Genomic DNA, 24,742 nt, shown 5'->3' with positions numbered 1-24,742 from the left:
CGAGCAAGACGCAGTGGTTGAGTGGGCTCTACTACGCTGATTTCATCAGCTTTTACAGCCCTACTCAACTGTGCGGAGGTGGGACGAAGAAATTGAATTCTAACGAATTACCGATTTCTGTTCCACTCTCTCTTTTTATTCATCAAAAAATCCGGATAAGTCCAAGCCTCCAAAGGGGTTGATGGAGAAGTTCTCTTGCTCTTCAAGGAGGGTACGGCCTTGATCAAATTCGAGGAATTGTTGGTAGACAAGAGCTGTCATGCGGGCGTCTTCTAAGCTATCGTGTGATTTTCCTGCAACTCCCAAAAATTCTGCAACGGTGTGGAGTTGGAGATTTTTAATGCCATGAAGGTCAGATGGACGACGTTCGAAGGCTTCGTCAAAGACATCGACAGCGTATTGCTCTTCTAAATCCAAGCCATTTTCAAGTAGGATGGGTAGGTCGCTCTTTTTGGCATTGTATCCGATCAAGGGCCGGTCTCCTACAAAGGCCTTGAATTCACTGAGGACCTGCTCGAGTTGAGGGGCATTTTGGATCTTGTCCTGGGTAATGCCAGTCAGGCCGTTAATAAAGCTTTTTAGAGGCTTATCGGTGTAGACGTAGGAGTCGTAGTGGTCGACTTCTTTACCGTCCGTAAAGCGTACGGCAGACACCTGGATAATCTGATAGGCACCTTCGTATTGGTTAAATTCGAGATCGAAGGCAATATAATCTTCTAATGTTTTCATGGAAAATCTCCTGTGGTAGAAAAGAAAAGGGACTGGTAGGATCCAGCCCCGGATTATCGACGGAAAACGCGTGCCCAGAAACCTTTGCTTTCTTGCTCTTGAACTTTTTCGTTGGCTTGTTCAAGTTCAAGTTTCAAGGTATCGCGGTCGTTCATTGCTTGTAAAGTCAATTGTTGTTGTTGGTCCAATTGCTTGTCTTTTTCAGCAATTTGAACGTCTTTCACGCGCAACTGTTCATCTTTCTTAGCGAGTTGCTCGTCTTTGGCTTTGAGTTGCTCGTAGAGACGGACGATTTCAGCATTTTTTTCATCCACCAAAATTTCCATCAATTCGCGTTGCTTCACATCATCGCTGACTGGCTCATCTTCAAAAATAGTTTTTTTGTAGATTTCTTCGAGCTTGATCAAGCCACTACGGGTTACAACGGTAACCCCTTTTTCGTTTTTTTGTGTATCTTCTGGAGCCAGCGCCTTGACACGGTTATTGACCGCCTGGCGGCTGACTCCTAAAATTTCAGCAATTTCGCTGACAGTTTTTTCAATCGCCATAACTTCCTCTAATATCTTTTTCTATGAAATACTCTATTAGATAGTAACATAAGTAGGCTAAGCTGTCAAATGAAGCAAAGAGAGGACAAGCTTTGAGAGTACGATTAGTGGGCCTCTGTCATTTCAGGAAGATGGAGGCTTGATTGTGCTAAGTCAATGGTGAGTTGGTAATCGGTTTGATCACGCACAGTGATTTCAAAGTCCGTCGTGTAAAGGACCAGGCGAAGGGTCGCTCCTTTTTCGAGCTTGTAGATGGTTGGTTGGAGATCAAAGTCAAATTCCATCCACTCTCCTGGTGTGACAGGCTCGACTTGTAAGAGGTCATGCCGGTTTTGGAGGTTGAGATAACCTTTCGAAATGACTCGTTGGCCCGCTTCCTTGAATGGCAACTCGGTCAAGTTGTCTAGCATATGGTAGCGACCGTTATCCAGTGTACGGACCGATAAGACTGCAGGATAGGGTTGGAGGTATTTCTTGCTTCCAAGCTCTAAGAGTTGGGCTGAGAGAAGGCCTTTATTGATGCTGGAGTGAAGTCGCAGGTGAAGGCGAGCTTTCCCGTTGAGGTGCAGGTCTTCTTCGATTGGAAGATCGATCGTCACCTGTTGCGCCTTGTCTTGGTAGAGATCGCTTAAGAAGGTCGGATAAGCCTTGCCATAGCGCTCGTAATCTTCCGTCGCATAGCGGTTTTGGATGACTTTTTCACCGTCTCCGAGTAGGAAGGTCCGCTGATTTGTTTGGTTGCCAAAATCATCCAAGGAAGTCCAACTTTGTTCTCCTGTATTGTCCTGCCAGATGACAGTAGGCAATTCATAGCTTGAATCGTAGCCCAGCAATTTTTTAGAGAGGAGGGCGTTCATGCTTTCGCGGAAGTCAATGGATTGCCAGTTGTTGAGATAGACATGGGCACCATTGTGATAGAAGAGGTGTTTCTTGATGCTTGTTGGAAGAGCCTGGAACATATTAAAGACGTGAAGAGGTTTCACGTTCCAGTCTTGCGAACCATGAGTGAAGACCACCTCAGCCTTCACCTGATCAGCATGTAAGAGATAATTGCGGTCGTGCCAGAATTGATTGTAGTCTCCAGAAGCGCGGTCCAGCTCTTTTTTCACGATGTCTAGATCGGCTTGGTGGGCTGCATTATGGTGCAAATAGTCTCCACCTAGAAGGTTGCGCGAGTAGGTCAATTCGGCAAGGGAATCGAAATCTTCACCTGGATAGCCACCAGGACTTGTCACGAGGCCGTTTTCGCGGTAGTAGTTGTACCAAGAAGAGATCCCAGCCTCTGCAATGATGACTTCAAGACCGTCCACACCTGTGGTCGCAAGGCCGTTAGACATGGTTCCAAGGTAAGAGATCCCGGTGGTTGCGACCTTTCCATTAGACCAATCAGCTTTGACTTGGCGTTTGCGTGTGTGATCTGTAAAGGCCCGGCAACGGCCATTGAGCCAGTCGATAACGTTCTTGTAGGCTTCGATTTGTTGGTAATTTCCATTGGTCATCAAGCCTTGCGAATCTTTTGTCCCCACTCCAGATACGTAGAGATTAGCGTAGCCGCGTGGAAGGAGGTAGTCGTTGAGGGTATAGCTGGAATTGATATGGGTGAGAGTTTCTTCAGCTTCATCGACTAGCTCAGCTGAACCGACAGGATCCACCAATTCTAATTGAGGTACTTCTACTTGAATGGTATGAGGTTCTTTGACCTCGAGGTCGACATTCATATTGTAGAGGGCCTTGTCGCTGGCCTTATCGTTGGTCCCTTGGTGATAAGGACTTGCGGTCATAACAGCTGGAATCTTGCCTTCATAGCGAGGACGGATAATGCTGACCTTGACCAAGTCTGGCAGACCATCTTTGTCGGTATCGACCCGACTTTCCACATAGACGACCTCGCGGATGGCATCATGGCTCGTAAAGGTTGCGAGGCTCTTGCCGTTAAAATAGTGATACTGGTTATCTTCAGGAATCAAGCCATCGCTGACCAACTGATCGATGAGTAAATTTCCTTTTACTGTTCGAGTATTGAGAAGGTGATAGAGGTTTTCTACCAAGTTTCCATACTCAATCGGAAATTGGACTTCTTTCAAGAAGCTATCCGTATCTTCAAAATCAATAAAATAGCGGAAACCGAGTAATTGGAGGGCTACTGTGTAAAAAATGTTCGGAGACCATTCGCAGTCAGATTGGATATACGTTAAAAAGTCTGTTTTAGAATCCACCACTAGGTTAGAGAGGGGATAATCTGTATCTTTATAGGTGAAGTAAACCTTGCGGACAAACCATTCAAACAGTTCTTTTTCTGGGAGGTGGGTGGGAAGGTCAAACCCAATTTCTTTTAGTTCCTTAAGAATGTCTTTTTGGTCAACAGATAGATAGCTATATTGATTGTATTTCATAGACTGCTCCTTTTATCAGTTTCTTTTTTCTTTACTTTTTATATTATACTTGATAAAATAGTATTTGTCTAAAGACCTTTCGTCTATAAGGAGAAGGAATATTGAAAAAAATATCTTTTGAACAAGTTGCAAGAAGACGGACCTTATTGTTTGGGGTTCTTGCCGTCATTTTTGGGATTCTCATTTTTCGAAACGGCGTTGGTTTCACCAAATTTTCCTTGGATCTATTAGCCATTTACTTTTTAGTTGATGGACTAGGAAGCTTTCTTCTTCGCTTTTTGTTACGTAGCAAGTCTATTTCCTATAGCCACTCTATTTGGTTTATTTTTCTTTCACTTGCGTTGATCTGGTTGAATCGACTGAGTGGTCTGCCCGTAAACTTAGTTGTGATTTGTTTAGGGGCATATCAGTTGGGGAGTGCCATTGTCTATGGGATCACATTTTGGCTTTATAAGGCCAATCGGGTAAAAGGAGGCTGGCTCTATTTATGGGATGCGCTTTTAAACGGTGGGCTTGGTCTAGCAACTGTCTTGGAACCTGGTTCAGATGGGCACTTCCAATTTATCCTCTTGGGGGCTTATCTGGTCTTGTTGGGGATTTCTAATATTCGAGATGGTATTTTATTTGACAAAGACCAACAAGGCCAAGAGTTAAAACGTCGCTTTCGTATTAGCCTACCGGTTATCTTTGCAGCCTTTATCCCTGCTAAGGAGTTAAAACGGTTTAACCAGTTTCTTCAAAAAGGGAGCTCGGCGGGACACACAGGCCCTTATCGATTGGTGAAAAAAGAAGAAGAGGCAAGGGAATTAGAAATTTTGGTTCATACTTCTGACAGCAACTTATTTGGAGCGATTGGGCATGTAGATATTTGTTATCAGGGGAAGGTCATTTCTTACGGAAGTTACGATCCCTTTTCAGAGCGTCTATTTGGGACGATTGGGGATGGCGTACTGTTTAAAGTGGATAAGGAACCATACATCGAACTATGTAAAAAAGAGAGTCAAAAGACGCTGTTTGGCTACAGCCTATCCCTTACCGAAGAAGAGAATCAGGCAGTAGAGAAGCGTCTAGCTGAAATTGATCAGTTGTTAGAACCTTGGGATCCACCTAGGAGGTTACTGGAAGACGGTCAGCCGACCTACGCTTACAAATTGAAATATGATTTAGGGGCTGAGCTATATAAATTTACTTCTTCGCGTTTTAAATCTTACTTTGTTCTGTCTACTAATTGCTGCCTGTTAGCAGATTCCATTGTGGGACAGGCAGGAACGGCTGTATTAGATGTGCGTGGAGTGATTGCACCAGGGACCTATCAGGATTACTTAGAATACGAATTTGAAGCTCCAAACGGGCGGGTCCATACACGAACAGTATACTAAAAAAAGAAAGACAGATTTTTATTTTTGAAAAATCTGTCTTTTTTGCACAAGATTTCTTGTAAAAAGCCAGAAAATCTTTTACAATAAAAAGTGCTTGGAGGAAAGTATGACAGCAAATCAGATCGTAAGAGTGATCCCAGTCTTGAAAGTGAATAACCGAAATGTCAATCAACGCTTTTATGAAGAGACATTGGGAATGAAAGTATTAGTGGAAGAAGGAGCTCTCCTATCTTTAGGAGATGCCTCAAAAGTAGAGAAAATTGTCTTAGAAGAGTCACCGAGTATGCGTTCGCGTAAGGTCCAAGGTCCAAAGAAATTGGGTCGCATCGTGGTGAAAGTGGCACAAGCTCAAGAAATTGATTATTTGTTGGCCCGCCAGCCAGAAACAAGCGCCCTTTACCAAGGAGCTAATGGTCGCGCCTTTGAAGTTGTGTCTCCTCAAGGAGATACCATTTTCGTGCATGCTGAAGAAAATCTTGAAAGCCTAGAACCGTTGGAGAAAGCGCCTCTTGTTGACGTGCCAGAAGATTTCAAAGGTTTGACCAGCTTTGATGTGGACTTTCTTGAGGTCAATGTGGCCGATTTTGCTGAGGCTGAGAAGTTCTATAGCAACTTGCCAGCTTTGGCCCACTTTATCCATTTGCAGGAAGCTCAAGGAGAAGATCTCCAAGTGGAGAACAAGGTGACTTGGGATTTGAGCATGATCAAGGTCGAATTGGCATCTTTTGATGTGGAAGTCGTGAAAGAACGCTTGGGAGAAACTGTCGATTTTGTGCACCGTAAGGGAACTTTCTTGATTGCCAAGGATCCAAGCCAGATTGAACTCTGGTTTGAAGCCAATCAAGATCAGGTCCATATTTCTTATGAAGAATAAGAATGGAGTGATGAGCGTGAATGCAATCATCGAAAAAATTACCGAACAAATCCAAGAAGGCATCTATCCAGGTGCCTCTCTTGCGCTTTACCGCAAGGGTCAGTGGAGTGAGCACTATCTGGGACTAGCGGATCCTGAAAAAGGAGAGTCAGTAGTGGCTGACCTGGTCTATGATTTGGCCAGTGTCAGTAAGGTCGTCGGAGTCGCTACCATCTGTGCTTTTTTGTATGCGAAAGGGGAGCTTCCGCTCGATCGTCCCTTTAAAGAGTTTTACCCGCGTTTTGCTCATGAGAAGACGACCATCCGGGAACTCTTGACCCATACTTCTGGGCTGGATCCTTTTATCCCCAACCGGGATCAATTGGATGCGAGACAGTTGAAAACAGCTCTTGAAAATTTGCAGTTGAAAGAAGACAAGAGTTTTCATTACACCGACGTCAATTTTCTTCTGCTGGGCTTTTGGTTAGAAGACAGGTTTCACCAGCCCTTGGATCGTTTATTTGAAGAGCTGATCTTTACACCTTGGAAGATGACAGAGACACGGTTTGGACCGGTCGAAAAGGCGGTGCCAACGGTCCGTGGCCTTGCTTCTGGAAGTGTTCATGATCCCAAAGCGAGAGTATTGGGCTGTCATGCGGGAAGTGCTGGACTTTTTTCAACTGTTGCTGATCTAGAGCGCTTCTTAGAGCATTATCTGAAGGATGATTTTGCGCGTGACTTGTCTCAGAATTTTGCGCGTGAAGAGGGCAAGACCCGCGCTCTCGGATGGAATCTAGAGGGTGACTGGTTGGATCATACGGGCTATACTGGAACCTTCATCATGTACAATCGAAAGAGGCAGGAAGCTGTGATCTTTTTGTCTAACCGGACCTATGAGAAGGACGAACGGGCCCAATGGATCTTAGACCGCAACTCTTTGATGGACTTGATCAAACAAGAATGTGAAAAATAGAAATGGATGGCTGGGATGACGGATCCCGGCCTTTTCTTGTCTGTCCATAAGAAGGAGCTCTTCTGGGTGATTCATTTTTGGACTCCGTCTTAGGTTGGATTTCCTTCAAAAGCATCGCTTTTTTGGCTGATTTATATTAAAATAGTAATGACCTTAGTAGAGCGAGATGAATATGCATAAAGAGATAGGCGTCGGAAAGGCGCATAGTAAAATTATCTTAATTGGAGAGCATGCGGTGGTTTATGGTTATCCGGCTATTGCCCTGCCACTCCATCATATCGAAGTGATCTGCCAGATCATCCCGGCAGACAGTCCATGGATTTTGTTTGAAGATGACACATTGTCCATGGCGGTTTTTGCGTCTCTTGAGCACCTCGGGATTCGTGAGGCCCGGATTCGCTGTCGGATTCAGTCTATGGTACCGGAAAAACGGGGGATGGGGTCCTCTGCGGCGGTCAGTATCGCAGCTATTCGTGCAGTTTTTGACTATTATCAAGAGGAGCTGGACGATGAGACCTTAGAAATCCTGGTCAATCGAGCAGAAACCATTGCCCATATGAATCCAAGCGGTCTGGATGCCAAGACTTGTCTGAGCGATCAAGCCATTAAATTCATCCGGAATGTCGGCTTTTACCCGCTGGAGCTGGGTATAAAAGCGAGTTTGGTGATTGCGGATACGGGGATTCACGGCAATACCCGTGAGGCGATTCAAAAGGTTGAAGCTAAAGGGCAGGAAGTTTTGTCCCATTTCCATGAGATTGGTCAGTTGACCCAGCAGGTAGAAGCGGCTCTGAAAGAAAAAGATCTCATTGGCCTTGGGCAGGCTCTTACAGCTTGTCATGACCACTTGAGAGCCGTTGGTGTCAGCTGTAAAGAAGCAGATCACCTGGTCGCCGTTGCCCTTGAAAATGGGGCCTTAGGGGCTAAAATGAGTGGGGGCGGTCTTGGAGGCTGTGTGATTGCCCTCGTCAAGGATTCTCGTGAAGCAGAAACCATTGCCCATGCATTAGAAAAAGAAGGAGCGCACCATACATGGATCGAAAACCTGTAAAGGCTAAGTCCTATGCCAATATCGCGATTATCAAATACTGGGGAAAAGAAGATGCCAAACAGATGGTCCCTTCGACCAGTTCGATTTCGTTGACCTTAGAGAATATGTATACAGAGACCAGTCTCTCTCCCTTGCCAGCAGATGCGACTGCGCATGAATTTTACATCGATGGGGAATTCCAAAATCCAGCTGAGCAAGCCAAAATTGGAGCTGTGATTGATGGCTTGAAGCCAGCAGATGAAGCAGGATTTGTTCGGGTGGATACCAGCAACAACATGCCAACCGCCGCAGGCTTGTCCTCTAGCTCAAGCGGCCTCTCTGCTCTTGTCAAGGCCTGCAATCAGTATTATGATTTGGGCTTGACCCAGGAGGAATTAGCTCAAAAAGCCAAGTTTGCTTCGGGCTCTTCTTCGCGGTCTTTCTTTGGCCCTTTAGCAGCCTGGGACAAAGAAAGTGGAGAAATTTATAAGGTCCAAACAGACCTAAAACTCGCGATGATCATGCTGGTCCTCAATGACAAGCAAAAGCCTGTTTCCAGCCGCGAAGGGATGAAACGCTGCATGGAGACTTCGACTAATTTCAAAGAATGGATCGAAGAGTCTCGACAAGATTATAAGGACATGCTGGGCTATCTAGTTGCCAATGATTTTGAACGGGTCGGTCATCTGACAGAGCGCAATGCCCTTGCTATGCATGCGACGACTAGAACAGCCACTCCAGCTTTTAGCTACTTGACAGAAGAAAGCCATAAAGCTATGGACTTTGTCCGTGAGCTTCGCGCTGCAGGCCATGCTTGTTACTTTACTATGGATGCAGGGCCGAATGTTAAGGTTCTCTGTTTAGAAGAAGACTTGGATCAGCTGGTACCTTTATTTGATGCCCGCTATCGGACCATCGTATCTAAGACAAAGGACCCTCAAGATGAAGACTAAGTATCAGGTACAGACTGGAGGCAAGCTCTATCTAGCTGGAGAATACGCAGTGCTAACGCCTGGCTATGGAGCCGTGATTCAGTTTATTCCCATTTATCTGTCAGCTACTATCCAAGAATCTAGAAGCTATCAGCTAGTCTCAGATCTCTTTGGTTACCAGGTGGATTTGACCCCAAATAAGGACTACGCCTTGATTCAAGAGACCATTCAGCTCATGGAAAAGTGGCTGAAAGATCAGGGGATAGCCCCTAAACCGTTTGATCTTCACCTAAGAGGGACGTTGGGCGAAGAGAGGAAAAAGTATGGGATTGGTTCCAGCGGAAGTGTGGTCTTGCTCGTGATCAAGGCCGTGGCCGCTCTGTATGAACTAGACCTACATCCGGACCTGCTCTTTCGACTAGCAGCAGTGGTCTTGGTGCAAAGAGGGGACAATGGTTCCATGGGCGATTTGGCTTGTATTGCCTACGAGGACTTGATTTATTACCAATCCTTTGATCGGGCTTGGTTGCATGAAGTCTTGACTTCTCAGCCCCTGTCACAAGTTTTAGACCTGGATTGGGACTACCAGATCTGCTCGATCCAGCCAGCCATCGCTTATGATTTTCTGGTTGGTTGGACCAAGGAACCAGCGATTTCAAGTGATTTGATCCGTCAGGTCAAGGGAGCGATCAAGGAAGAATTTCTCAAGGAGAGTCAGACTGCAGTGAAGAATCTTGAAAAAGGTCTCCGTGAAGGGAGCCAAAATGAGATCGAGGCCAGTATCCAACGTGCAGATCAGAACCTAAAATCCTTAAACCATCTGATCTATACCCAGGCTCTAAAAGTCCTGCAGCAAGCGACAGAGGGCCTTTCTGCCTGTGCCAAGTGCAGTGGCGCTGGAGGAGGCGACTGTGGGATTGCCCTTAGTTTTGACCCAGTTGAGACTCAGACCTTGATAGATCGCTGGAAGGAACAGGATATTGAAGTCATTTACCAAGAAAGGATGGGAGATTCGTGAGCGAAAATCGAAAAGACCAGCATATTCGCTATGCTTTGGAGCAAAGCTCTTCCTATAATAGCTTTGATGAGATCGAGCTAATTCACCGTTCCCTCCCACTTGTGGGTCTAGCGGAGATTGATTTGACAACCCATTTCGCAGGGCGTGATTGGGAGTTTCCTTTTTATATCAATGCCATGACAGGCGGGAGTAAACGGGCTAAAGAGATCAATCAAAAGTTGGCAGCAGTAGCCCAAGCCTGTGGGATTCTCTTTGTGACTGGTTCTTACAGTGCAGGGCTGAAGGATCCGAGCGATCAATCGTACGCTGTCAAAACAGATCACCCTCGTCTTCTGTTAGCGACCAATATTGGCCTCGATAAAGAGCCAGACTTGGGCTTAAGAACAGTGGAAGAGCTTCAACCTCTCTTTCTTCAAGTTCATGTGAATCTGATGCAAGAGTTGCTTATGCCAGAAGGGGAGCGGATTTTCCACACTTGGAAAGACCATCTCAAGAGCTATGGGCAGGGCTTTCCTGTGCCTGTAGTCCTGAAAGAAGTGGGCTTTGGTATGGATCCCAAAACAGTCCAGCTGGCACTAGAGGCTGGGATCAAAACCGTTGACATTTCTGGCCGTGGTGGCACTAGTTTTGCTTATATTGAGAATCGTCGTGGTGGAAATCGCGCTTATCTGGATGATTGGGGACAATCAACTGCGCAGTGTCTCTTACAGTTACAAGATCAGATAGATCAGGTTGAGATCCTCGCTAGTGGTGGCATCCGTCATCCTCTTGATATGGTCAAGGCCTTGGTCCTTGGAGCGCGTGGCGTAGGACTTTCCCGCGTTTTTCTTGAGATGGTAGAGACCAAGAGCATCGAAGAAGTGATTGCTATTGTCCAAGGATGGAAAGAAGACCTTAAATTACTCCTTTGTGCGCTCGGTTGTCAGAACCTGAAAGAGCTCCGAGAAGTCGACTATCTCCTCTATGGAAAATTGTGGCAAGCGAAGCAACAGAAAAAATGAAAGAGAGTGGGACAGAAATCGGTCATTCGTTAGAATTCGATTTCGTCGTCCCACCTCCGCACAGTTAGTAGGGCTGTAAGAGCTGATGAAATCAGCGTAGTAGAGCCCACTCAACCACTGCGTCTTGCTTGACAATCCAAAAACAATTAAGAGGCTAGGATTTCTGTCCCACTCTCTAAACGTATAGGAACTAATTTTTAAGTAAAATAGGTTAAGTTATTCTTCAAAGAACTATAAAAGAGTTCTAATTTTTAAAATGATTCATGATATACGAAAACTTTCCGCCGTGAGAAAAGTGCTTGAAACATGATAATTTCAAGCACTCGGTAGTTTTGAAACCTTAGGTTCAAAACTAAGTCATGGAACTTCGTAGAAGTTCGCTGACGTCCGTACTCACCTAAGGAAAGTTTTTAAGTTGACTTTATCTATATTCTAAGGATTGGCAAAATGAGCCAATCCTTTCTTTTTTTGAAAAAGTGTTTTCCCTCAAAAATTCTGATAGTTTACGAATCCTTTACGGTTGCTGGAATCGCTTGCAAAACAGGATCGTAAAAGAGTATACTAAATAAGGAAAAACATTTTAAAAAAGGAGTTTAGGATGAAGAAGCACTATTTTCGCTCAGCTGTAGCAGCCTTGCTTCCGCTTTTGTTGATTGCTCAACCTGTTGAGGCCTGTACGGGGTTCATCATCGGAAAGAAACTGACGGCCGACGGCTCGACCTTGGTAGGGCGTACCGAAGATTTAGAGCCCAACCATAATAAAAACTTTGTGGTCAGAGAGCGCGTCTACAATAAAAAAGGTGCCATCTTTGAGGATGCCGCCAACGGTTTTCAATATCCCTTGCCAGAGATTAGCTATAAGTATACAGCAGTCCCAGATGTCACCCCAGATCAGGGAATTTTTGACGAAGCAGGATTCAATGAATATGGGGTTTCCATTTCTGCTACTGTATCTGCTTCAGCAAATGACAAGATCCAAAAAGTGGATCCCTATGTCGAGGATGGCCTCGCAGAATCGGGCTTGACCAGTATCGTTCTCCCAAGTGTGAAAACCGCAAGAGAAGGGGTTGAACTCATTGCTAAAATCGTCGAAGAAAAAGGCGCTGCAGAAGGAAATATTGTGACCATTGCCGATAAAGAAGGCGTCTGGTATATGGAAATCCTATCCGGTCACCAATATGCGGCCATTCTCTTTCCAGAAGATCGCTTTGCAGTCTTTCCAAATACTTTCTTCTTAGGTCATGTAGATGTATCAGATACAGAGCGTACGATTGCCTCAAAAGATCTTGAAACAGTTGCCAAGGACGCAAATAGCTATAAGGAAGTGGATGGAAAATTCCATGTTTCTCAATCCTATAATCCGCCTTTGCAAGAAGCGGATCGCTCGCGGGTTTGGTCGGGGATCAAATCTCTAGACCCAAGCTCTCCTGTTAAATATGACGATGCGTCCTTTGACCTTCTTCATAAAACGGATCGAAAATTAACTCTCCGCGATGCCATGAATCTCCAACGCAATCGTTTGGAAGGAACCAAATACAAACCACAGGATCAAATGGAGCTGGATGGAAAAGGCATCCCGAAAAAAGGAGAGTTTGATGCTGTTTATAAATACCCCATCTCCAATCCAAATGTCATGGAGGCCCATATTTTCCAACTGAAAGACGAGGTCCCAGCAAGTGCGGGTGGAGGCACCATGTGGCTGTCGATGGGCAGTCCGCGGAATGCTCCTTACCTACCGTACTATGGCAATATTCTCAACACCTATCAAGCCTACCAAGAATTAGGGGATCATTACAATGACCGCTCCTGGTATTGGACCATTTCAAGAATCAATGACCTTGTAGCCAAGTATCCTGATTTATTCGAAGATGGGGCGATTCGTACTGAAATGGAACGATTGGAATCTCAGTGGATGGTTGAACAAGATCTGAGTGATCAGGAACAAATTGCCCTTGCTTCTCAGCCTGAAGAAGCGAGTAAGAAGGCAACAGAAGAAGGGATGGCAAGAGCTGAGAAAACCTTCGAACGTTTGCAAGAAATTAGAAAAGAAGCAGAACAAAAGGTAGCAGATGAGCACGGAAAAAGTGCCCTGCAAGATCTAGATGACGAAGAAGATGCTGCTTACGAAGAACAGATTGATCTGGTTGATTTTGACTATGATTACATCCTAGCAGCAGGCTTGTTCGGAGCAACCCTTCTAGCGATTGTGATCTACCTAATTCGCTCAAAGAAACAAAAGGGAGGAAAACAAGATGACTAAAATTCAAAGAGTCTCGATCTATCTCTTTCTACTATTTGCAGGAATTGGCTTGGAGTTTGAACTCGGTCATCTTTCTCAACAAGAATTTAGCCAGTCTGCAGGCAGAGACTTGGTCTTGAACTTGTCTGTTTTAGCTGCTATTATTATCCCACTCTATCTTTTTTCAAAACGTTTGGCCAAGCAGTTGTCTGTCCCAACCTATCTCTTATGGATTGCTATGTTTGGGGGGGCTTTCGTAGCAGGCTGGTTGAGTTTTTCAGGAAATAGCTTAATTGACATCCTAAATAGCCATGTGATCAAGGATGCCACTGTCTTTAACAAGTGGACCGATGCCTTGACAGCCCCCTTCTCTGAGGAATTCTTTAAGGCTCTGGTTGCCTTTTGGGTTGTCTTGATGGTTGGTAAGAAAGATCTAAAAGCGATTCTAATTGCAGGCTTGGGCTCTGGTTTTGGTTTTCAAATCATTGAGGATTTAGGGTACGTTGCCCGCCAAACAAAAACTAGCCAATTAGCCGCCGTTACTGAGGCCATTAACCGTATTTCTGGTGGGTTAGCTTCACACGCCCTCTATACAGCTGTTGTATCCGTTGGTGTCTTCCTCTTGTTGTCTCAAGTGACCCAGCAAAAGGAAAAACTCTTTGGACTCTGGTGTGTTCTCTCAACAGTAGCAAATCATTTCTTATGGAACTCTCCATTTTATGAAACAGACCATCGGATTAATCTTCTCGTCGGACTGCTCTTTGCCGTCCAAGTAGGGACCTTTATCGAAGTGGTGCTCTATACCAAGAAAGAGCCTGATCTGCCATTTTTAAAACAATAAGAGGATTTTTTCAAACACAAAAGAACTAAGACGTGCGTCTTAGTTCTTTCATTTTCTCAATTCTTGTAAGAGTGTTTGTGCCTTTTCTATGTTAAAGGGTTTGTTTTCAAGGAGTTGGTTGACCAATTGGGGAACTTCCTCTTCCTTGGCTCCTGCTAGAAGGGCTAGAGAGCGTGCTTGGAGCTTCATATGTCCTGCTTGGATACCTGTAGTCACTAAGGCTTTCAAGGCAGCGAAATTCTGTGCTAAACCGAGAGAAGCGATGATACCTGCTAATTCGATAGCGGTAGGTTCCCCCAGCAAACGATGGCTGACTTGAACCGTAGGGTTGAGGCCAATGGAGCCTCCTTTTGTTGCAACTGGCATTGGTAGGGTGATCTCTCCATAGAGTTTTTTCTCTTCTGGCTGACTTGTCCAGTGACTCAAGCCTTTGTATGGGCCGCTTTGTGCGGCATAGGCATGGGCTCCTGCTTCGATGGCCCGCCAGTCATTACCTGTCGCAAGGACCAAGGCATCAATTCCGTTAAAAATCCCCTTGTTATGAGTGGCTGCACGGTAAGGATCCACTTGAGCCAGTTGGCTAGCTAGCTCCATCCGGTGGGCAATCTCAATGGCTTCCTCAGGATTTCGACTCAGTGCTTTAAAATCGATAGCACACCGTGCACTCACTAAGGAGCGAGTAGCTAAATTGGATAAAATCGCCATTAAGACTTGCCCACCAGAGAGTTTTTGGATTCGATCCGTTAGAGCTTCCAGCATGGTGTTGAGCATATTGGCTCCCATGGCTTCTTTTGGGTCAACCGCCAAGTACACAATGAGAAAGTTCCCTTTGTGTTCAAGCCAAAGATCCCGTGCTCCACCTCCACGCTTGACGATCGAAGGATAGGCCTCATTAGCGAGCTGAAGCAGGGTTTCCTTGTCTTCGAGGATGCGCTTGCTGGCAACTTCTACATCCTCAACATCCGATAGAGCAATCTCACCGATCATTTGGCGTTGGTGCACTTGGGTAGTAAAACCGCCTGAGCGTTGAATGAGCTTGGCCGCAAAGCTAGCTGCAGCGACCACAGAAGGCTCTTCAGTGACCATGGGAAGGAGGTAGTCGCGGCCATTGATCAGAAAATAAGGAGCGAGGCTAAAAGGTAAGTCAAAAGTCGACAAGACGTTTTCTGTCAGTTGATCTGCAATGGAGATCGGAAGTCCCTTTTGTTCTTTTAAAATTTGAGCTTCATCCCAAGATAAGAGACCTTCCCTAAGTAAGGCCTCTATGCGTTCTGTGGGAGAAAGTTTTGCAAAACCTGGTAATCGTGCCATTATTTTTCTACTTTCTGGTAAATGCGTTGGTGCTCTTTAATCTCTGTCAAAGCATAAGTTTGATGAGCAGCAGGCTCAAAAACTTGATTCCCATTAGGGTCTAAGTCTACTTCTTCATAAAAGAGTCGTTCATAGTCCTCAACACTGAGAACCGTCCGTTGATCCAATTTTTCCATCCGCTTAGAATCCAACATCTGCTCATATCCAGGGACAAGATTGGCACTGAAAATTTCAGCAACCGCTCCACTTCCGTAGCTAAAGAGGGCAATCCGATCTCCAGCTTTGAGTTGTGGTTGATTTTCAAGCAGAGATAGTAAGCCTAGGAAAAGAGATGCAGTATAGATATTTCCGATGCGTTGGCTGTATAAGATAGATTGATCAAAATTGTATTGTAACTGGGCCTTTTGATCCTCTGGCAGAGACTTATCCAAGATTTTTTTCATGCCCTTAAGGGCCAATTTTGGATAAGGCAAATGGAAACAAACAGCAGCGAAGTCTCTTAGGTTGAGACCTGTTCGTTTCTGGTATTCTGCCCAGGTGGTTTTTAGGGAATCCAGATATTGTTGGGTAGAATAGAGACCATTCACGAAGGGGGTTGTTGCATAATTTGGGCGCCAAAAATCCATGACATCACGTGTTTGAGCTACATTGTCATCATTAAAAGCTAAAATACGCGGGTTTTGACTGATCAGCATAGCAACTGATCCAGCCCCTTGTGTTGGTTCTCCAGGAGTTCCAATTCCGTATTTAGCAATGTCACTGGCAATGACCAGGACTTTACTTTGCGGGAATTTTTCAATGTGGAGTTTGGCATAATCCAAAGCAGCAGTTGCAGCATAGCAAGCTTCCTTCATCTCAAAAGAGCGAGCAAAGGGCTGAATGTCTAGTAAACCATGTACAAAAACAGCAGCAGCTTTACTCTGGTCAATCCCAGATTCCGTCGCAAGAATCACCATATCGATCGCTTCTTTATCTTCATCTGTCAAAATGTCATCTGCAGCAGTTGCAGCCAGTGTGACAATGTCTTCAGTGATCGGTGTAATACTTTGTTCTTTTAAGAGAAGACCTTTGCTTAATTTTTCAGGATCGGTATTCCGAGCAGCGGCCAAATCTTCTAAACGCAAGACATAAGGGCTCGTCGCAAAACCAATCTTATCAATCCCAATTGTCATTCTTAACCTCTTTTTAATTTGATATCTACTAGTATATTTCCTTACTATTTTACCATATTTAAGGGTAAAACTCCCTTGAAAAAGCTAGATCAGCAAGGAAATCATTCTCGGGACCGATTTTGCAATGTTTCAAATAAAAAATAGAGAATCTATAAAAAAGCCATCCTCAGATGACTTTTCAACTCTGATGCTTAGCTATCTTTTTTAGGGTTACTCATGACCCGTATGAAGAGTTCTTTGCATTTGTCTCTTAGAACTTTTTCGTAGAAGACGATTAAAGCGATGTACACAATCAGAAAGTTCAAGGTCAGATAAAACAAGTCAAATGAATTGCGGGCATAGTAAGTCGCTGATTGATAGGAGGGGAAGGCTCCTAGGATCATCCAAGGAAGATACTTGATATACTTGTTTACCATCCTACAGCACCTCGCATCCTTTAAAGAATTTGTTTTTCCACTATTATTGTACTCCTTTTAAGCGATAAAGCAAGCGATTACATAGATAAAAATTAGAAAACCAATGCTAGTTGGCATTGGTCATTTTTCTTTTTTGATAGCGTTGGTAGGAATGGTAGAGTTTCAAGACGACAGATCCGCTAGCCATCCCGATGGAGATGACCAAGGCCAGGATAACAACCAGTGTCACGCTGGTTACTGCTTGCCGGTATTGGCCACTAACAAAGAAGGAAGTGGTTCGATAGGAAATATATCCAGGAACCAAGGGCGCGAGAATAGCCAGCATAAAGACCACGACAGGTGTCTTGAGGACGATACTTAAAATCTGACTAATACAGGAGCCGACAATGGCCGCGATAAAAGTTGCTACGATGACATTGGTAGGCCCTTTTAGAATATAGTATAGTAGCCAGATGCCCATCCCTAAGATTCCTCCAGGAATCAGCATGGAGCGCTGCACATTTAGGACGATTAAAAAGGTGATGATGGCAATCAAACTGGCCACCGCTTGGATTAAAAATTCAGTTAGGTTCATCATGTTATTTCATAAGGACAAGGGCGACGGTCGTTCCGGCACCAAGGGCAAGAGTAATGAGGAGAGTCTCAAAGAGCTTACTCATCCCAGAGTTGAGGTGGTAATTCATGAGATCGCGAACAGCATTGGTCATGGCAATACCAGGAACAAAGGGCATAACACAGCCGGCAATGATGAGATCGGTATTAGAAGGGAAACCACTATAGCGCGTCCAGATATGAGCCAAAAAGCCAAAGACAAAGGCTGCCGCAAAAGCAGTGGCAAAAGGAATGCGCACATATTTATCAACGACAAGTGAAAAAGCAAAGGCAAAGACAGTTGCAATGCCCGCTCCAATGGCATCGTAGAAATTTCCACCAAACATGATGGAGAAGAAAGGCGCACTAAGGGTTGCCGCAATGGTCAACTGGAGATTGGTATAAGGAACACGCTTGTTTTTCAACTCGCTCAAGGCCTGGTAGGCTTGGTCAAGATCCAACTCTCCAGAAACCAGTTGACGAGAGATCTGGTTGACATCGCAGACTTTTTCAATGTTGTAATTGGTCCGTAAGATCCGTTTCATGCGCGTCACATTGGCGTTTTCAATTGAAAAGAAAATAGCGACGGGCATCGCTAAAACATTGCAATCGATGATTCCCTGTGAATGGGCGATCCGGATCATGGTATCTTCGACCCGGTGAATCTCAGAACCACTCTCAATAAGGAGGGTTCCAGCTAACATCAGGACGTCGATCACTTGGTTGATCTGTTTTGACTCTTCCATAATTTCCTTCTTATTAAATAATCTGTTTCTATTATAGCAAAAAAGGACGAGAGACAGAACTAAAATTTGACAATTCTAGTTTGTTTCTTGTCCTTATGAATTCCTTTTAGAGAGCTATTCGTTTAGCTTTATCATTCGTTAACTCGGGTGGTGATGCTGCACGGTCGTATCCTGGACGAGAAGGGTTGCTAAAAAGATCAGTGCAATCAGAATAAAGAGCCAAATAATAGCGAAAATAAATGTTAAAAACATAGGATCACCCCTTCTATCTTATTTACAGCTCTACTATAACACTTGGAGAAAACGCTGTCAAACGCTATACTGTAAGCTCTCAAACTCTTTCAAAATTCAGAATAGTCTTACGATGGGATGAAAAAAACCAGCCGTTTCCGACTGGTTTATATGATTTGCTTGAATCTTAGCTCAATGCATCATCCATTGAAAGAACTTCGTGGAAGACACGTTGTGTCAATTCAGTTTTTTGTTCTGGAGTGAGGTATTTAGTGTTTACGCAGTATCCAGAGATACGAACGATAACGTCTTCACCGCTCATGATCTTTTCGTAAACATCGTTCAAGTCCATAACGTTCAAGTTAACGTGTTGTCCACCGTTTTCGAAGTAACCATCAAGGATAGTTACCAAGTTATCAACTTGTTCGTCACGAGTTTTACCAAGAGCACGAGGTGATACTTGAGTTGTCAAAGAGATACCGTCAGCTGCATAACCAAAGTCAAGACTAGCAAGTGAGTTCAAGTTTTGCAACCAACCACCTTTCGCTTTGTTAGATGGGTTAGCACCTGGTGAGAAGAATTCCAATTTAGACAAGTTCACAGAACCATCTTCGTTGAGGTATACCCCTTTGTGGACTGGAGAGTTACCAGTTTGTTTAGAGTAAGCAACGTTAGAAGTGATAGTCAAAAGTGAAACTGTTGCTTCAGCGTTCTTGTAAAGTTTGTGGCTGCGGAGACGAGTAGTGTAAGCTTCGATCAACCATTCTGCCAATTCGTTAGAACGAGGATCATCTTCACCCCAACGTGGGTATTCACCGATTGTTTCGTAATCGTAGATGTAGCCATTTTCATCACGGATTGGTTTAACTGTAGCGTACTTGATAGCTGACAATGTATCAACAGTGTTAGCAAATCCACAGATACCGAATCCCATGTTAGCACGTTGGTGAGTTGGCAAGAAGGCCATTTGAACCGCTTCGTAGTTGTACTTATCAGTCATGTAGTGGATGATGTTCAAAGCATCTACGTAAGTATCAGTCAACCAGTCAAGTGATTTTTCGAAGTTTGCTTTCACAGATTCGAATTCAAGAACTTCGTCACGGATAGGATCGATATCAAATACTTTGTAGTCTTTATGAACGTCGTCGTAACCACCGTTCAATCCAGTAAGAAGAGCTTTAAGCACGTTTACACGAGCACCGAAGTACTGGATGTTATGACGTTGTTCTTCGTTTTCTGGGTCAAGTGGAGATACACAACATGAGATACAGCTCATTTCACCGTATCCGTCTTTAGCCATTGTTGTTACCCCTTCGTATTGGATAGAAGAGTGTTTGTGGCTCATGTGCATACAGTAGCGACGGAAGCTATATGGCAATTTGTCAGTCCAAAGAACTGTCAAGTTTGGTTCTGGAGAGTTACCGATGTTGTCCAAAGTGTTCAAGAAACGGAAGTCCATCTTAGTAACACGGTGACGTCCGTCGTTACCCATACCAGCCATAGAAGTTGTGATGAAGGTTGGGTCACCTGAGTACAATTGGTCGTAAGCTTTTGTACGAGCAAATTTAACAGTACGCAATTTCATAACGAAATCATCAACAAATTCTTGGATTTCTGATTCAGTAAATGTACCACGAGCCAAGTCACGTTCAGCATAGATATCCAAAACGATTGGCACACGTCCAAGAGAAGTAGCAGCACCGTTGATCACACGGCAGACAGCCATGAAGGCGATGTTTGTCCATTGGATTGCTTCTTTTGTATCGAAGGCAGGACGACGTACGTCTACACCATAAAGTTCACCCAATTTAACAACTTCTTTAAGTGCTTGGTATTGAAGGTTTACTTCTTCACGAAGACGAATTGATTCTTCATCGATTTCAGTAATCGCGTTCCAGTCGTTTGCTTTTTCAGCCATCAAGTAGTCAGCACCATAAAGGGCCAAACGAGCATAAACCCCGATGATACGTCCACGTGAGTATGCATCTGGAAGACCAGTTACAGTGTGAGCGTGACGTGCACGACGGATGTTTGTAGTATAAGCACGGAAGATACCATCGTTTACAGTTGTAACATATTTAGTGAAGATTTCATGAACAGCTGGATCTGGTTCATAGCCATTTTCTTTCAAAGTAGTTTCCGCCATACGGATACCACCACGAGGCATGAAGTTCAATTTGAACAACTCATCGTTTTGGATACCGAAGATCACTTCGTTTTCTTTGTCGATGTATCCAGCATCAATATCAGCGATAGAAGTTGGACGTGTATCGTATGGGAAACGAGTTTCTTCATAATGAGCTTTCGTTTCTTCAACAATTTTCTTGATATGAAGAGAACGTTCAGTTGGACCAGCTAGGAAGCTTTCATCTCCATCATAAGGAGTGTAGTTAGCTTGAACGAAGCGAGAAACGCTTGCTTTTTCTTTCCAATCTTCACCTTTGAAGCCTTCCCAAGCTTTGTCAAAAATATCTTGTGCTTCAACAACTGTTTTAACAACCATTTGTATTTTCCTCTATTTGTCTTTCTAGCAACTACATCTGTTGCATTTACACTAGTAGTATACCATACAGAAATCGGTTACACAAAGAAGAATCGCGGAAAATGGCAGATTCTTTTATAATACAGTTTTGATATTCTTCCCATACTGTACTATATTTTTGAAAACCGAAAATTATTTCCATCAATTTCCAAGAATTGGGTGAATGTCGATTTTTGCAATTCCGAAATTTTATTTTTATAATAGAAAAAGGAGGGCGAAAAATGCTGATATTTCCATTAGTGAACGATACAAGTCGTAAGATTATTCATATTGATATGGATGCATTTTTTGCAGCTGTCGAAGAAAGAGACAATCCTAGTTTGAAAGGCCAACCGCTTGTGATTGGCCAGGACCCTCGACAGTCAGGGGGAAGAGGGGTTGTATCAACCTGCAACTATGAGGCTCGAAAATACGGGATCCACTCGGCTATGAGTTCCAAAGAAGCGTTGGAACTCTGCCCCAAAGCAATCTTTATTTCTGGGAATTATGAAAAATACCGAGAAGTGGGTGAGCAAGTTCGTGAGATTTTTAGGCGCTATACGGATCTCATCGAGCCCATGAGTATTGACGAAGCCTATCTGGATGTGACGGAAAATAAAATTCAGAGCAAATCAGCTGTCAAAATTGCCCGCTTGATTCAGCACGCTATCTGGGAAGAGCTACATCTGACAGCCTCTGCTGGGGTCTCTTATAATAAGTTTTTGGCCAAGATGGCAAGTGACTATCAGAAACCCCGTGGTTTGACGGTGGTCTTGCCGGAGGATGCTGAGGATTTTCTGGGCCAGATGGACATTGCCAAATTTCATGGGGTGGGAAAAAAGACAGTGGAGCGTCTACACGAGATGGGGGTCTATACTGGTGCCGATCTGTTGGATATTCCGGAGATGACCTTGATCGATCGTTTTGGTCGCTTTGGCTACGATCTCTTCCGTAAGGCCAGAGGTATTCACAATAGCCCTGTCAAAAATCATCGAATCCGGAAGTCTATTGGAAAAGAGCGGACCTACCGCAAGCTCCTTTATGCAGAAGATGATATTTTAGAAGAAATTGCCAATCTGTCCAGCAAGGTAGCTCAATCGCTTGAAAAACATGGGAAGCAAGGCAAGACTTTAGTCTTAAAGGTGCGCGATGCAGACTTCACCACCCTGACCAAGCGCATCACCCTGACGGAGCCAACGCGAGATGCTGAGCGCATCAACCGATCAGCTCGTCACATTTTCCAAGAGATTGAGTCGACAAATATGGGAATTCGCCTTTTGGGGGTCACCATGACTAACTTTGTTGATCATACTGAACTGCCTCTGGTAGAGGAAGAAAAAGACAACTAGTCTATTCACTAGTCGTCTTTTTTACTGTCAAAAAAGGATGCAATCTCTTCTTCAGTCAGTCCGATCATAGGAGAGATGGTGTGGAGATTGTCTTCAGTCAGTCGATAGACAGTCGGTTCGTCAGGATCAGCCTTCCTTTCAACAGTTTCTTCCTTTCTTCGTGCAGATTCGACTGTAGCAGAAGCTGTGGTAACGGCTGAAGAAGAGTCTTTGGTGCCTGCGCCTCCATCCAGGTCCTTGAAGCGCTCCACCAAATAGGTCTTGCGCGCTGTACCTGTATTTTTAGTGGCGAAATCAAAGGCGCTGTATTCTCCTAAGAGAATCAGCTTGCTCTTTGAGCGCGTGATGGCGGTATAGATCAAATTACGCTGCAACATCCGGTGGTTTTGATTAGTAATGGGTAAAATCACCACAGGAAATTCGCTTCCTTGCGATTTGTGAATACTCATGGCGTAAGCTAGGCGAATTTTGTACCATTCATTGCGCGGGTAGACGATTTCATTGCCATCAAATTGAATGGTCAATTCATCTTGCTTGGATTCTGTATATTTTCCTGGTAGAAGGTCGGTGATGTAGCCAATATCTCCATTAAAGACATTGCTTTCCGCATCGTTGACCAGATGGATGACCTTATCCCCATCACGGTATTGGCAGTCTGGCGTGTCAAAGACGACCTGATCTTTGACAGCTGGATTGAGAAGGTCTTGCATGAGTGTATTGATGTTGTCAATGCCGGCCTGGCCCTTGTACATAGGAGCTAAGACTTGGATATCTTTAGCCGGGATCTGACTGCGAAGGGCAGCAGAGGTGATCTGTTCAATCATCTTAGGGATATGTTCGCTTCCAGCTTCGAAGTATGAGCGGTCGGCTTTTCGTTCCGTGAAGTCATGGGGAAGTTTACCCTGGCGAATGTCTCCTGCCAGGGAGACAATGGTCGAATCTTCACTCTGTCGGAAAATATGTTCGAGTTTGGTCTGAGGGATGCTTGGGATCTGCAAGAGATCAGCTAAGACCTGGCCAGGACTGACAGATGGTAATTGGTCTGCATCTCCCACAATCAAGAGTTTGGTATCGGTTGCGATATTGCTGAGCAATTGATTGGCCAGCCAGGTATCAACCATGGAAAATTCGTCCACAATGATAAAGTCGGCGTCCAGATAGTCCTCTAAGTGGCTGGTGTCATCATCTCCTGTCATCCCCAAATGGCGGTGGATGGTAGCACTCGGAAGTCCTGTCAGTTCATTCATGCGCCGAGCAGCCCGTCCCGTTGGGGCAGCCAAGAGGATCGGCAGGTCTTGTTTCTTCCGAAGATCCAACTGGTGGAGTTGGGCATAGACACTAATCATCCCTTTGATAACCGTGGTCTTTCCTGTCCCCGGTCCCCCAGTGAGGATAAAGACCTTGTTTTGGATGGCTTGGTGAATGGCCTCTTTTTGAATGGCATCGTAGTGGATCCCCAAATCTTTTTCAACTTGCGCAATAGCCTGGTTGATTTTCTCAGCTTCAAATGAAGCTTGCTTTCCTTTTTCCAACAATCGACCGATGTGACTGCGAATGCCTTCCTCCGCAAAGAAGAGGCTGTTGTCAAAAATCTTAGTATCCATGTTTTGGACCTTGTCTTCCTCGATGAGGTGGCCTAATTCTTGGGCGACAGTGGAAGGATCCAATTCTACTGGTCGTGCAGATTCTAAGAGATCAATAGTGTAGCGTAAGAGGTCCTTGGCTTCGATATAGGTATTTCCTGTCTCGATAGAATAGCTAAAGAGGCTGTGAATCAGCCCCGCACGGAAACGTTCAGGGGCGTCACTGGCAATGCCAAGCTCTTCGGCCAATTGGTCCGCGATTTTAAAGCCCATGCCTTGGATATCTTCCACCAATTGGTAGGGCTGTTGCTCCACAATTTGGAGCGTTTCTTCTTTGTAGAAATCTTGGATCTGAAAGGCCAATTTATTGGGAATTCCGTAATTAGCTAGTTGGGCGAGAATGCGTTCTGTTCCATAATTCTGACGGAGCTTGCCCACAAAAGCCAAGCGGTTTTTCTTGGAGAGGCCTGCGATTTCTTCTAATTTTTCAGGAGCCTCAAGAATTTTATCGATGGTGTTGTCGCCATAGAGATCAACGATCTTTTGAGCGGTTTTGAGACCAATCCCTTTAAAGTGATCACTGGAAAAATATTTCACCAATCCTTTGCTAGTGGGTTTAGCTCGTTCGTAGCGACTGATTTTAAGTTGTTCTCCGTATTTGGGATGATGGACCAACTCTCCCCAGAAGGTGTAGTCTTCGCCTTCTATGATGTCTGCCATAGTCCCCGTTACAATGATTTCAAAATTGTCAAAATCTTCGGCATCTGTATCGCTGATATCGAGCAAGAGAATTCGAAAAAAACTGCTAGGATTTTCAAAAATAATGCGCTCGATGGTGCCTGAAAAATAATATTCCATCATTTTTTCCTTTTTATAAAGCAAGGCT

Annotated in this window: 20 protein-coding genes; 10 read left to right on the top strand and 10 right to left on the bottom strand. The window is 44.5% G+C overall.

The window, feature by feature from the left end:
* Positions 1 to 135 precede the first annotated feature (135 nt).
* The 3 genes from HMPREF9186_RS04865 to HMPREF9186_RS04855 all read right to left on the bottom strand — a co-directional run bounded on the left by HMPREF9186_RS04865 (position 136) and on the right by HMPREF9186_RS04855 (position 3,670).
* Entirely contained in the window at positions 136 to 729 is a 594-nt protein-coding gene (locus HMPREF9186_RS04865) for a 3'-5' exonuclease (protein WP_009731698.1), read from the bottom strand.
* Positions 730 to 782: 53 nt separating this feature from the next.
* Positions 783 to 1,277, bottom strand: coding sequence for a DUF536 domain-containing protein (locus HMPREF9186_RS04860; RefSeq protein WP_003008835.1), 495 nt, complete (start codon positions 1,275 to 1,277; stop codon positions 783 to 785).
* 104 nt (positions 1,278 to 1,381) lie between these two features.
* Entirely contained in the window at positions 1,382 to 3,670 is a 2,289-nt protein-coding gene (locus HMPREF9186_RS04855) for a Xaa-Pro dipeptidyl-peptidase (RefSeq protein WP_009731697.1), read from the bottom strand.
* A gap of 101 nt (positions 3,671 to 3,771) precedes the next feature.
* Here HMPREF9186_RS04855 and HMPREF9186_RS04850 point away from each other — a divergent pair, with 101 nt between their 5' ends.
* The 9 genes from HMPREF9186_RS04850 to HMPREF9186_RS04810 all read left to right on the top strand — a co-directional run bounded on the left by HMPREF9186_RS04850 (position 3,772) and on the right by HMPREF9186_RS04810 (position 13,936).
* Entirely contained in the window at positions 3,772 to 5,049 is a 1,278-nt protein-coding gene (locus HMPREF9186_RS04850) for an HdeD family acid-resistance protein (protein ID WP_009731696.1), read from the top strand.
* A 106-nt stretch (positions 5,050 to 5,155) separates the two neighbouring features.
* Positions 5,156 to 5,923 (top strand): CppA N-terminal domain-containing protein, encoded by a 768-nt coding sequence (locus HMPREF9186_RS04845; RefSeq protein ID WP_009731695.1) that lies wholly within the window; start codon positions 5,156 to 5,158, stop codon positions 5,921 to 5,923.
* Positions 5,924 to 5,933: 10 nt separating this feature from the next.
* Positions 5,934 to 6,875, top strand: coding sequence for a serine hydrolase domain-containing protein (locus HMPREF9186_RS04840; protein ID WP_037613944.1), 942 nt, complete (start codon positions 5,934 to 5,936; stop codon positions 6,873 to 6,875).
* Positions 6,876 to 7,047: 172 nt separating this feature from the next.
* Positions 7,048 to 7,926 (top strand): mevalonate kinase, encoded by an 879-nt coding sequence (gene mvk, locus HMPREF9186_RS04835; protein ID WP_009731693.1) that lies wholly within the window; start codon positions 7,048 to 7,050, stop codon positions 7,924 to 7,926.
* Positions 7,908 to 8,858 (top strand): diphosphomevalonate decarboxylase, encoded by a 951-nt coding sequence (gene mvaD, locus HMPREF9186_RS04830; RefSeq protein ID WP_009731692.1) that lies wholly within the window; start codon positions 7,908 to 7,910, stop codon positions 8,856 to 8,858. The genes mvk and mvaD overlap by 19 nt, the downstream gene beginning before the upstream one ends.
* A complete protein-coding gene (locus HMPREF9186_RS04825; protein ID WP_009731691.1) occupies positions 8,848 to 9,855 on the top strand; it encodes a phosphomevalonate kinase in 1,008 nt (335 codons plus the stop codon). Before mvaD ends, HMPREF9186_RS04825 begins: the two co-directional genes overlap by 11 nt.
* Positions 9,852 to 10,856 (top strand): type 2 isopentenyl-diphosphate Delta-isomerase, encoded by a 1,005-nt coding sequence (gene fni, locus HMPREF9186_RS04820; RefSeq protein ID WP_009731690.1) that lies wholly within the window; start codon positions 9,852 to 9,854, stop codon positions 10,854 to 10,856. Before HMPREF9186_RS04825 ends, fni begins: the two co-directional genes overlap by 4 nt.
* 598 nt (positions 10,857 to 11,454) lie before the next feature.
* Positions 11,455 to 13,116 carry a C69 family dipeptidase gene (locus tag HMPREF9186_RS04815; protein ID WP_009731689.1) on the top strand — a complete coding sequence of 554 codons (1,662 nt, stop codon included), beginning with the start codon at positions 11,455 to 11,457 and terminating at the stop codon, positions 13,114 to 13,116.
* The gene (locus HMPREF9186_RS04810; protein WP_009731688.1) at positions 13,109 to 13,936 is read left to right on the top strand and encodes a PrsW family glutamic-type intramembrane protease; all 828 of its coding nucleotides are present in this window, start codon (positions 13,109 to 13,111) and stop codon (positions 13,934 to 13,936) included. Before HMPREF9186_RS04815 ends, HMPREF9186_RS04810 begins: the two co-directional genes overlap by 8 nt.
* 48 nt (positions 13,937 to 13,984) lie before the next feature.
* Here HMPREF9186_RS04810 and HMPREF9186_RS04805 read toward each other — a convergent pair whose 3' ends face one another.
* From HMPREF9186_RS04805 to pflB, 6 genes are all read right to left on the bottom strand, one after another.
* Positions 13,985 to 15,247: a hydroxymethylglutaryl-CoA reductase, degradative gene (locus HMPREF9186_RS04805; protein WP_009731687.1), complete on the bottom strand. Its 1,263-nt coding sequence runs from the start codon at positions 15,245 to 15,247 to the stop codon at positions 13,985 to 13,987.
* A complete protein-coding gene (locus HMPREF9186_RS04800; protein WP_009731686.1) occupies positions 15,247 to 16,419 on the bottom strand; it encodes a hydroxymethylglutaryl-CoA synthase in 1,173 nt (390 codons plus the stop codon). The genes HMPREF9186_RS04805 and HMPREF9186_RS04800 overlap by 1 nt, the downstream gene beginning before the upstream one ends.
* A gap of 191 nt (positions 16,420 to 16,610) precedes the next feature.
* Positions 16,611 to 16,835, bottom strand: coding sequence for a hypothetical protein (locus HMPREF9186_RS04795; RefSeq protein ID WP_009731685.1), 225 nt, complete (start codon positions 16,833 to 16,835; stop codon positions 16,611 to 16,613).
* Between the two features lie 106 nt (positions 16,836 to 16,941).
* The gene (locus HMPREF9186_RS04790; RefSeq protein WP_037614050.1) at positions 16,942 to 17,409 is read right to left on the bottom strand and encodes a threonine/serine exporter family protein; all 468 of its coding nucleotides are present in this window, start codon (positions 17,407 to 17,409) and stop codon (positions 16,942 to 16,944) included.
* Positions 17,410 to 17,413: 4 nt separating this feature from the next.
* The gene (locus tag HMPREF9186_RS04785; protein WP_009731683.1) at positions 17,414 to 18,172 is read right to left on the bottom strand and encodes a threonine/serine exporter family protein; all 759 of its coding nucleotides are present in this window, start codon (positions 18,170 to 18,172) and stop codon (positions 17,414 to 17,416) included.
* Positions 18,173 to 18,590: 418 nt separating this feature from the next.
* The gene (gene pflB, locus HMPREF9186_RS04780) at positions 18,591 to 20,906 is read right to left on the bottom strand and encodes a formate C-acetyltransferase (protein WP_009731681.1); all 2,316 of its coding nucleotides are present in this window, start codon (positions 20,904 to 20,906) and stop codon (positions 18,591 to 18,593) included.
* Positions 20,907 to 21,166: 260 nt separating this feature from the next.
* Between pflB and dinB the strand changes: the two genes are divergently transcribed.
* A complete protein-coding gene (gene dinB, locus HMPREF9186_RS04775) occupies positions 21,167 to 22,273 on the top strand; it encodes a DNA polymerase IV (RefSeq protein ID WP_009731680.1) in 1,107 nt (368 codons plus the stop codon).
* A gap of 8 nt (positions 22,274 to 22,281) precedes the next feature.
* On the opposite strand, the gene recD2 is transcribed toward dinB, so the two are convergent.
* Positions 22,282 to 24,714, bottom strand: a complete 2,433-nt coding sequence (gene recD2 / locus HMPREF9186_RS04770; RefSeq protein WP_009731679.1) for an SF1B family DNA helicase RecD2 — start codon at positions 24,712 to 24,714, stop codon at positions 22,282 to 22,284.
* Positions 24,715 to 24,742: the final 28 nt, after the last annotated feature.

The organism is Streptococcus sp. F0442 (genome assembly GCF_000314795.2).
Taxonomy (GTDB): domain Bacteria; phylum Bacillota; class Bacilli; order Lactobacillales; family Streptococcaceae; genus Streptococcus.
Note: the sequence above shows the minus strand (reverse complement) of the source record. Positions and strands in the feature narration are given on the sequence as shown.